Source organism: Streptomyces sp. NPDC059564, from assembly GCF_042735575.1.
In the GTDB taxonomy this organism is placed as follows: Bacteria; Actinomycetota; Actinomycetes; order Streptomycetales; family Streptomycetaceae; genus Streptomyces.
Genome location: NZ_JBHWBP010000323.1, coordinates 1 through 8,809, shown reverse-complemented (window position 1 = coordinate 8,809; position 8,809 = coordinate 1). Strand labels below are relative to the sequence as shown.

8 protein-coding genes and 2 pseudogenes are annotated in these 8,809 nt (G+C 75.1%); 5 read left to right on the top strand and 5 right to left on the bottom strand.

Translation table 11 applies throughout. The features are described 5' to 3' along the window. Positions 1 to 536 (bottom strand): annotated as a pseudogene (locus ACFV0Q_RS33615) (hypothetical protein); the annotation flags it as partial. 265 nt (positions 537 to 801) lie between these two features. Next, the gene (locus ACFV0Q_RS33610; protein WP_385010605.1) at positions 802 to 1,374 is read right to left on the bottom strand and encodes a hypothetical protein; all 573 of its coding nucleotides are present in this window, start codon (positions 1,372 to 1,374) and stop codon (positions 802 to 804) included. A 136-nt stretch (positions 1,375 to 1,510) separates the two neighbouring features. Here ACFV0Q_RS33610 and ACFV0Q_RS33605 point away from each other — a divergent pair, with 136 nt between their 5' ends. The 4 genes from ACFV0Q_RS33605 to ACFV0Q_RS33590 all read left to right on the top strand — a co-directional run bounded on the left by ACFV0Q_RS33605 (position 1,511) and on the right by ACFV0Q_RS33590 (position 5,186). Beyond that, complete coding sequence (locus tag ACFV0Q_RS33605) at positions 1,511 to 2,188, top strand: response regulator transcription factor (RefSeq protein ID WP_385010603.1); 678 nt, start codon at positions 1,511 to 1,513, stop codon at positions 2,186 to 2,188. A gap of 82 nt (positions 2,189 to 2,270) precedes the next feature. Beyond that, positions 2,271 to 3,632, top strand: a complete 1,362-nt coding sequence (locus ACFV0Q_RS33600; RefSeq protein ID WP_385010607.1) for a sensor histidine kinase — start codon at positions 2,271 to 2,273, stop codon at positions 3,630 to 3,632. Positions 3,633 to 3,785: 153 nt separating this feature from the next. Then, positions 3,786 to 4,460 (top strand): pyridoxal 5'-phosphate synthase, encoded by a 675-nt coding sequence (locus tag ACFV0Q_RS33595; RefSeq protein WP_385010602.1) that lies wholly within the window; start codon positions 3,786 to 3,788, stop codon positions 4,458 to 4,460. Positions 4,461 to 4,673: 213 nt separating this feature from the next. Then, positions 4,674 to 5,186: a universal stress protein gene (locus ACFV0Q_RS33590; protein ID WP_385010600.1), complete on the top strand. Its 513-nt coding sequence runs from the start codon at positions 4,674 to 4,676 to the stop codon at positions 5,184 to 5,186. 61 nt (positions 5,187 to 5,247) lie between these two features. Here ACFV0Q_RS33590 and ACFV0Q_RS33585 read toward each other — a convergent pair. Both ACFV0Q_RS33585 and ACFV0Q_RS33580 read right to left on the bottom strand, forming a co-directional pair. Next, positions 5,248 to 5,394 (bottom strand): annotated as a pseudogene (locus tag ACFV0Q_RS33585) (AraC family transcriptional regulator); the annotation flags it as partial. A 170-nt stretch (positions 5,395 to 5,564) separates the two neighbouring features. Then, positions 5,565 to 6,131 carry a dihydrofolate reductase family protein gene (locus tag ACFV0Q_RS33580; protein ID WP_385010598.1) on the bottom strand — a complete coding sequence of 189 codons (567 nt, stop codon included), beginning with the start codon at positions 6,129 to 6,131 and terminating at the stop codon, positions 5,565 to 5,567. Between the two features lie 493 nt (positions 6,132 to 6,624). On the opposite strand from ACFV0Q_RS33580, the gene ACFV0Q_RS33575 reads away from it, so the two are divergent. Then, positions 6,625 to 8,493 (top strand): ATP-binding cassette domain-containing protein, encoded by a 1,869-nt coding sequence (locus tag ACFV0Q_RS33575; RefSeq protein WP_385010596.1) that lies wholly within the window; start codon positions 6,625 to 6,627, stop codon positions 8,491 to 8,493. 59 nt (positions 8,494 to 8,552) lie between these two features. Here ACFV0Q_RS33575 and ACFV0Q_RS33570 read toward each other — a convergent pair. After that, the coding region (locus ACFV0Q_RS33570; RefSeq protein WP_385010594.1) for a DoxX family protein at positions 8,553 to 8,809 on the bottom strand (257 nt) is incomplete at its 5' end.

Below are 8,809 nucleotides of genomic sequence, written 5' to 3'. Positions count from 1 at the left end.
ACCAGGCCGATGGGGCAGTTCTCGAAGAGGGCGTCGAGGAAGGCGAGGTTCGTCTTCACCCGGTCGAGCTCGTCACCCCTGCTGGCCAGGCCGATGACCACGGACCCGCCGGGGGCGCCGGGGGCGCCGGTCACCGGGAAGACCCGGAACCCGCAGTCGAAGACGGACCCGTCCCGGTGCAGCACGTCCAACCGCACCCGCCAGTACCCGAGCGCCCGGGCCCTCTCGGCGAGCCGCGCGGCGGGCCCGAGGCCACCGGCGGCATCGGCGGGGGCGGGGGCCGGGCCGACGGCGGCATCAGCACCTGCGGACGCCCCCGCGCCCACGGAGGCGGCGGGGAAGAGGCCGGCGGCGGGGTGCGTGAGGATGTCCGGCGCCGCGTGGCCGAAGAGGCCCTGCGCACCGGGGCCCCAGTAGCAGATCCGGTCCGCCTCGTCGATGCCGAAGACGGCCACGGCCACTTGCTCCAGCAGCGAGCCCGGCTCGGACCGGATCGGGCCGCGAGCCTGTGCCTCACCCGGCTGGTCCGTCGGCACCGGCGGCCTCCTCTGCCGTCCGCCCGAGCCCGGGCGGAGAACGTCCCCTTCATTCTGCCCGCCCGACGCGGGAGGGGCAGGACGGGACTCCGCCGGGGCAGGCGGACGCGGCGACGCAGACCGGGGGCGGTCGGCGGACGGGGCGGCTACGGGGTCCGGCCGCAGCCGGCGGCAGCCCCGGCCGGCGGGTGCCGGGCGGCAAACGCGGCCACCCCGACCGGCAGGGGCCGGACGGGGGGCGCGGACGGCGCGGGCGGCCGAGGAGTCAGCGGGCCCGGTGACCGTTCACCGGGACGTTGGCGGTGATGGTGCCGTCCGTGCCGGAGACGGTGACCGCGTGGCGGACGCCGTCCGGGGCGAGGACGACCGCCAGCCAGGCGCTGCCGCCGCCGTCCTGGGCCACCGGGCGGAGGGACTCCACCTTGCCGCCGGCCACCGCTCCCGCCGCCTTCTCCGCGGCCTGGCCGATGGCCAGGGACGGCAGCGGCGCGGGCGCCGGGGCCTTCTTCGCGGCGCCCCCGAGCCCGGCGGCGCCGTCACGCAGCTTCGGGGGGACCGGCTTCGGCCCCTTGCGCTCGCCGCCGTGGGCGTGCCCGGGCGCACCCTCGTGGTCGGCCTCGGACCACGCGGAGCGGGACCCCTTGCCCCGCCCGTCGTGATGCTCCGCCACCGCGACCGCCGCGGCCCCGCCGCCGACGATCACCGCGGCCGCCACGCCCGCGGCCGCCCACCGGGCACCCGTACGCCGCGGCACCACCCGGGACAGGCCCCTGCGCTTGCCGTCGCCGCCCTCGGGGGCCTGGCCGGGCTGCTCGGACTGCGGGAAAGACTCAGACATACCGGGACTCCTCATGCACAACCGGGCACCGCACCCGGCTCGCCCCCGAGCATGCTGAGCACTTGCTGAAGCCCAGCTGAAGCCGGCTGAAGACCTCTTCAGCAACGCCCCGGCCGCGCCTGAGACCCTGGTCCCCATGCGCGTACTGGTGGTGGAGGACGAACGACGGCTGGCCCTGGCCCTGCAGCGGGGACTCCAGTCCGAGGGCTTCTCCGTGGACGTGGCCCACGACGGGCTCCAGGGCCTGTGGATGGCCTCCGAGCACGACTACGACCTCATCGTCCTCGACATCATGCTCCCCGGCCTCAACGGCTACCGCGTCTGCTCGCGGCTGCGCGCCGCGGGCAACGAGTCCGGGATCCTGATGCTCACCGCGAAGGACGGCGAGTACGACGAGGCGGAGGCGCTGGACACCGGCGCCGACGACTTCCTCTCCAAGCCCTTCTCCTACCTCGTCCTCGTCGCCCGGCTGCGCGCGCTGGGCCGCCGCACGGGCCGCCGCGGCCCGCAGACGATGACCTTCGGCGACCTGACCCTGGACCCGGCGCGCCACCACTGCTCCCGGGGCGGCACCGAGATACGGCTGACCGCGCGCGAGTTCGCGGTCCTGGAGTACCTCGCCCGGCGACCCGGCGAGGTGGTGCCCAAGCGGGAGATCCTCGAGCAGGTGTGGGACAGCGCCTTCGACGGAGATCCGAACGTCGTGGAGGTGCACGTCAGCGCGGTGCGCCGGAAGATCGACGCACCGTTCGGCCGCGCCGCCCTGGAGACGGTGCGCGGCGCGGGCTACCGGCTGGCGGCCGACGGTGGCTGAGCTCCCGCCCCGCCTCGCACACCGGCTACGAGGCCTGCGCGCCCTCCGGCTCCGGCTGCCGGTGTGGCCGCCGCTGCGGCGGATGCGGCCCACGACCGTCCGCGCCCGGGCGACCGCGGGCGCCGTCCTGGTGGTGGCGGCGGCCCTGGCCGCGGCCTCCTTCGCCCTGCTCGGGCTGCTGGAGGCGAACCTGCTGCGCAACGCCGAGCGGGACGCCGCGCAGCAGGCCGCGACGGTCGCCCAGCTGGCGGCGGCCGGGGACCTCGACCGGATGCGCCCGGCCGGCCACGGGGCCGATTTCGTACAGGTGGTCAACGCCCGCGGCCGGGTGCTGCGGGCCACCCAGAACCTGGCCGGCCTGCCCGCGCTGGCCCCCGTCAAGCCGATGCGCCCGGGCACGTCCTTCCACACCTGGCGGCTCCGCCCGGTCGGCGGCGAGCACCGCCAGCGGGTGGTGCAGGTGACCACGCAGACGCCGCAGGGGCTGGTCACGGTATTCGTGGGGACCTCGCTGCGCGACGTGGACGCCGCCGACGACACCACCACCGCCGCCCTCGTGGTGGGCGGGCCGCTGCTCCTCGCCACCGTCGGCCTCGTCACCTGGCGGGTCACCGGCCGCGCCCTGCGGCCCGTCGAGGCGATCCGGGCGGAGGTCTCCGAGATCACCGACCGCGACCTGCACCGCCGGGTGCCGGTGCCGCCGACCCGCGACGAGGTGGCCCGGCTGGCCGAGACCATGAACACCACCCTGGACCGGCTGGAGTCCTCCGGGATCCGCCAGCGCCGGTTCATCGCGGACGCCTCGCACGAGCTGCGCAGCCCGATCACCGTGCTGCGCACGCAGCTGGAGGTGGCCCTGGCGGTCCGGGACCCGGAGCTGTGGCCGGAGCTGATCGGCGGGGCGCTGGAGGACATCGAGCGGCTCCAGCAGCTGGCCTCCGACCTGCTGCTGCTGGCCCGGATCGACGCCGCCCAGCCGGTGGTGGCGGTCCGGCTGGACCTGGGGGACGTCGTGGGCGGGGCCGTGCGCTCGCGGCTGGGCGACCGGGTTCCCGTACGCACCTCGCTGGAGGCGGGGGTCGTGGTGGAGGGCAGCGAGCTGTGGCTGACCCGAGTGGTCACCAACCTCCTCGACAACGCGCAGCGGTTCGCCGCCGAGGGGGTGGACGTCACGCTGCGCACCACCGGTGGCGGCCCGGACGGGCGGACGGCCGTCCTGGAGGTCCTCGACGACGGCCCCGGCATCGCCCCGGAGGACCGGGAGCGGGTGTTCGAGCGCTTCGCCCGCCTCGACGACGCCCGCAGCCGCGATCACGGGGGCGCCGGCCTGGGCCTGGCCATCGCCCGCGACCTGGCCGCCCACCACGGCGGCACCGTCGCGGCCGAGGAGGCCCCGCGCGGTGCGCGGCTGGTCGTGCGGCTGCCCACCTCCTCCGGGCGCTGACCGGGCGGGCACACATCCTCCAGGCCTCATCTGCAAGCTTCTCGGCCAATCGAACAAGCATGTGCGAGGTGATGTACGAAACGGCCCTCGCGGATGCAGGATGCTGAGTGAAGGATGCGTGTGCGGTCGGTCGGAGGTCCGGAGGAGCTGGGGATGACAGCGGGCTCGAAGCGCGTGGACGGCACTCGGCAGTGGCTGCGCGGGCTGGAGGTGTTCGCCGGCCCGCTGCCGCGGTTCGATCCGTCGGGGGCGCCGGAGGATCCCGTACGGCTCTTCGTCTCCTGGCTGTTCGAGGCGGTGACGGACGGGGTGCGCGATCCGCACGCGATGACCCTGTCGACGGTGGACTCCGCCGGGGACCCGGACGCGCGCGTCCTGATCCTCAAGGGCGTGGACGCCTCCGGCTGGCAGTTCGCGGGCCACGCCTTCAGCCCCAAGGGCGGGCAGCTCGCCCGCCACCCGAGGGCCGCGCTCACCTTCTACTGGCCGGAGCACGGCCGCCAGGTGCGGATCCGCGGCCGGGTGACGCCGGGGTCGGCCGAGGACAGCGCCGCCGACTTCCTGGGGCGATCCGACACGGCCCGGGCCGAGTCCCTGCTGGCCCGTCAGAGCCAGTACCTGACGGACGCCTCCGACCGTGACCAGGCCCTGGAGAAGGCCCTGGCCCTGATCGGGCGGGAGCCCTCGCTCGTCGACTCGGCCTGGACGCTGTACACCCTGGCCCCGGCCGAGATCGAGTTCTGGCAGGCCGCCGAGAGCCGCGTCCACACCCGCCTGCGCTACGAGCGCGCCGGGGACGGCTGGGACCGCTTCCAGCTCTGGTCGTAGCCCGCCCGGCCGGCGGCTCCCGGGGCGGGTTTCCCCCTGCCTCCACCCCGGTGGGCCGCCGGATGCCGCCGCCGTGGACCTGCTGCCGGGACTCCGCTGACGGGACCTTGACGCTCGCGCCCCGGGTTCATACGCATCGCTGACGGACGGGCCGCCGCGGCCGCCGTTGAATGGGAGACGACGCGGAACGACAGGGGCAGGGGAGGACCGGCGGTGCGGCGACGAGTGGTGGCGGGTGTGAGCGGGAGTCCCGGGAGCCTGGCGGTCCTGCACCGGGGCGCGGCCGAGGCCCGGCTGCGCGGCGCGGAGCTGTGGGTGGTGCTGGCCTGGCAGGCGCCGGGCGGCGGGCTGGGCTCCCGTACGTCCAGCCGCGACGTCCTCTACCCCGCGTGCCGGGCGGCCGCGGTCGAGCGGCTGCGGCAGGCCCTCGACGGCGCCTTCGGGGCGGGCGGCCCGGGCGTCACCCTGGCCGGACAGGCGGTGCGGGGCACCCCCGGGGCCGCCCTGGTCGACGCCGTCCGTGACGCCGACGACCTGCTCGTGGTCGGCGCGGGCCCCCGCGGCCCGCTCCTGGGCGCGCTGCGCCCCTCGGTGGCCCGCTACTGCCTGACCCACGCCCCCTGCCCGGTGCTGGCCGTCCCCCCGAACCCCCTCGAGGCCCAACTGGCTTCCGCGCACCGCCGCAACGCCTGGCACGTCCCCCTGGACACCCGGGAACTGACGTGAAGGGTCTCGCGGCTGATGTCGTCATCTCACGGGCCGTGTCGTACCGATGTCGTATGCGGCGTCACCGTGAGACCAGCGCGTCGTCCTCATCGATGGCGAGCCACGTTGCAGCGGCTACGGCGGTGGGTGTCACCCCGGTGAACGCTTTGACCTCGCGGTGGAGGTGGGCTTGGTCGACGTAGCCGCTCGCGGCCGCCACCTGGGCGGCGGCGGCCGTCGTGGACCACGTGCATCCCGTGCACGTGCTTACCGTCGTAGATACCCGTACGCGGGAGGATGCCTGGGCTGCCGGCCCCCGGTCTTGTACGAATGTCGTCACGGGGCCGACGATCGCCAGGACTTCCGTCTCCACGGCAGGACACACGTGGGTGCTGCTGCTCAGCGCCTCGTCTCGTACCTGGTCAGGACCACGCCGCCGGGAAACGTCCGCGTCTCCACCAGGTTCAGGTTCACCCAGCCGTCCAGCGCGGTGAAGAACGGCGTGCCGCTGCCCACCAGGACCGGATGGGCGGCGATCACGTACTCGTCGATCAGCCCGGCGCGCATGGCCGCCCCGGCGAGCGTGGCGCCGCCGATGTTCATCGGGCCGCCGTCCCCGGCCTTGAGCCGGGTGATCTCGGCGATCGCGTCGCCGGTGACCAGGCGGGTGTTCCAGTCGACCGTGCCGATCGTCGAGGAGAACACCACCTTCGGCGTGTCCCGCCAGTTCCGCGCGAACTCGATCTCCGCCGGGGTGGCGCCCGGCTGCTGGTCGCCGGTCGGCCAGTAGGAGCTCATCGCCTCCCACAGCTTGCGCCCGTACAGCGACAGGCCACTCGCCCGCTCGTGGTCGAGCCACCACTGGAACAGCTCGTCGCTCGGCGGTCCGCTCCAGCCGATGTCGTCGCCGGCCGCGGCGATGTAGCCGTCCAGGGTCAGGTTCATGCCGTAGATCAGTTTCCGCATGGCCCAGCCTTCCGTTCGTGGGTGTCCGGCGTATGGACGAGCGCGGCGCGGGAAACTCATCGGTGCGCGATCCGGGCTCGCCGGTGGCCCTCGTGCTCGGGGCTCAGCGTGGCGTACTCGGCCGGCACGGACAAGCCGCCTGATCCGTGTCGGCCCCCCCTTCAACTCCCGCACGACGTGCCCCCGCAGCCCGCCCGCAAGTGGTTTCCGGGGGCCCGGACGCCGCGGCGACCGGTTCCGGCCGTTCTGCTCGTCGCGGGAGGCCGGGGGCGGGGCCGGGGCCCGACAGGAGGGGGCCGGGGGGCGGGGCCCCGGGCTCCGGCAGGGTCGGCCGGATCGCGTTGCTCCGTGCTCCGGGCTGCTGTGTACTCGCTCCCCCAGCCACCCCCGGGCCCCGTGCCGGCCTTCCCCCGATCAGGGGGAGGGCTGCTTCGCCGTGCCGGGATACGGGGCGAACTGGCCGTCACCGCAGACGAGTCGAAGGAGGACCGGCATGTCCCAGAAGCAGGCCGCCGCCCCGCCCGCACCGCCGGAGTTCACGTTCAAGTGGGGCCGCCACCGGGAGGCCGTGGAGCGGTTGTCGCTCGCGCAGATGGCCCGCCGCGTACCGGACTCCCTCGCCCGGACCGCCCGCCTGGCCTGGGCGGTGAACCGGACCGCCTTCGTCTGGCTGGTCTGCGCCCAGGTCCTCGGCGGGATCTGCACGGCCGCCGCCCTGACGGCGGTCTCCCGGGCCATGGGTCCGCTGCTCGGAGGCGGCACCGTGGAGCAGCGCGTCTCGGCCGCGGCCTGGCCGCTGGCGGCCGCCGCCGCGATGACCGCGCTCGGGGCGCTGGCCTCCATCGCGGCCGGGAGCGCCGCGCGCCGGCTGACCCCCGGCATGTCCACGGTCGCCGACCTCGCCATGGTCGACGCCCACATGGACGTGGAGCTCTCCTCCTACGACGCCCCGGACTTCTCCGAGCGCTCCGAGGCCGCCGAGACCGGATCCGCCCGCTCCTCGATGCTGCTCCAGGACGCCCTGGGCTTCACCGGCGGGCTGATCGACCTGATCGCCGTCGCCTCGGTGCTGTCGGTGGTCCACCCGGTGCTGCTGCCGCTGCTGTTGCTGTCGGTGATCCCGCGCGGCCTGGGCTCGGTGCACGCCGCCCGCCTCGACCACGCCCTGCACAACGAGACGGTCGCCTCCCGCAACATCCGCCACATGATGCGCTGGCACCTCACCACCCCCAAGCTGGCGGACGAGCTGCGCGGCAACAGCATGCGGCCGTACGCCCACCACTGGTACGCGGCGGTCTGCGCGCGCATCGACTCCAAGATGGTCGATTCGGCCCCGCGCTACCTCGCCGTCCACCTCGTCGCCGCCTGCGCCTCGGGCCTGTTCACGGCCCTGACCTGGCTGTCGCTGGGCGGGCTGGTGGTGGGCGGGTACATGGCGCCGGGCGCCGCCGGAACAGCCATCGTCGCCATGCGGACCTCCACGGCCGCCCTGTCCTCGCTGGTCGTGTACGGGGCGGCGATGTTCCAGCACGCCCTCTACCTCGGGGACTACGCCGCCTTCATCGCGGAGGCGGCCGAGAACTCGGGGCCGCGCGGCCCGCAGGTGATGGAGGCTCCGCTGAAGATCCGGCTGGAGGAGGCCGGGTACACCTACCCGGGCAAGGACGCCCCCGCGCTCGGCCCGGTGTCGCTGACCCTGACCCGGGGCGAGGTCGTCGCCGTCGTCGGCGAGAACGGGGCCGGGAAGTCCACCCTGGTGCGCCTGCTGACGGCGCTGACGGCCCCGACGGCGGGCACCGTGTCCTGGGACGGGGTGCCGACCTCCGAAGCCGACCAGCGCTCAGCCTGGACCCATGTCGGCCTGGTCACCCAGTCCTACGGGTACTGGCCCTTCTCCGCCCGCGAGAACATCACCCTCGGCCAGCCCGGCCCGCGCGGTGAGGAGGCCGTCTGGGAAGCGCTGCACGCCGTCGGCATGAAGGAGGCCGTCGCCGGCTTCCCCCACGGCCTCGACACCCTGCTGGCCCGCTCCCTGTGGGGCGGCCACGAGCCGTCCGGCGGCCAGTGGCAGCGGCTCGCCTGCGGGCGGGCCTTCCACCGGCGTCCGGCGCTGCTGGTCATGGACGAGCCGACCTCCGCGATGGATCCGCGCGGGGAGCACATGGTGTTCTCGGGCCTGCGGGACACGAAGGACGAACGGATCACGGTGATCGTCACGCACCGCATGGAGAACTGCCGGCTCGCGGACCGCATCGTCGTCCTCGACGGCGGCCGGATCATCGAACAGGGCGGCTTCGACGAGCTCGTGGCCGTGGAGGGCGGCACGTTCCGGGAGCTCTACGAACTCTCCCAGGACCGGTAGCGGGCGGTGTCCGCCGGGGAAGGACCGGGCCCGCGCCCCCTTCCCCGGCGGGCGGCGCCTCACTCCTCCCCGATGGCCTCCTCCGCCTGCGCCCGGGCGCGCTTCGTGACCACCGCGGCGGCCGCGGCGGCGCTGGCCGCGAAGGCCAGCACCACCATCCACGGCCGGTCGAAGCGGTGGCAGGTGGCGTGGTCGAGGGAGTACCGGCCCGCGCCCGCCAGTCCGATGGAGGCCGCGGTGAACCCCAGGAAGGCGGGGTACTCGAATCCGCCGCCCTGGTTGAAGAACCCGGCGGGGGCGTGCACGGACACCGCTC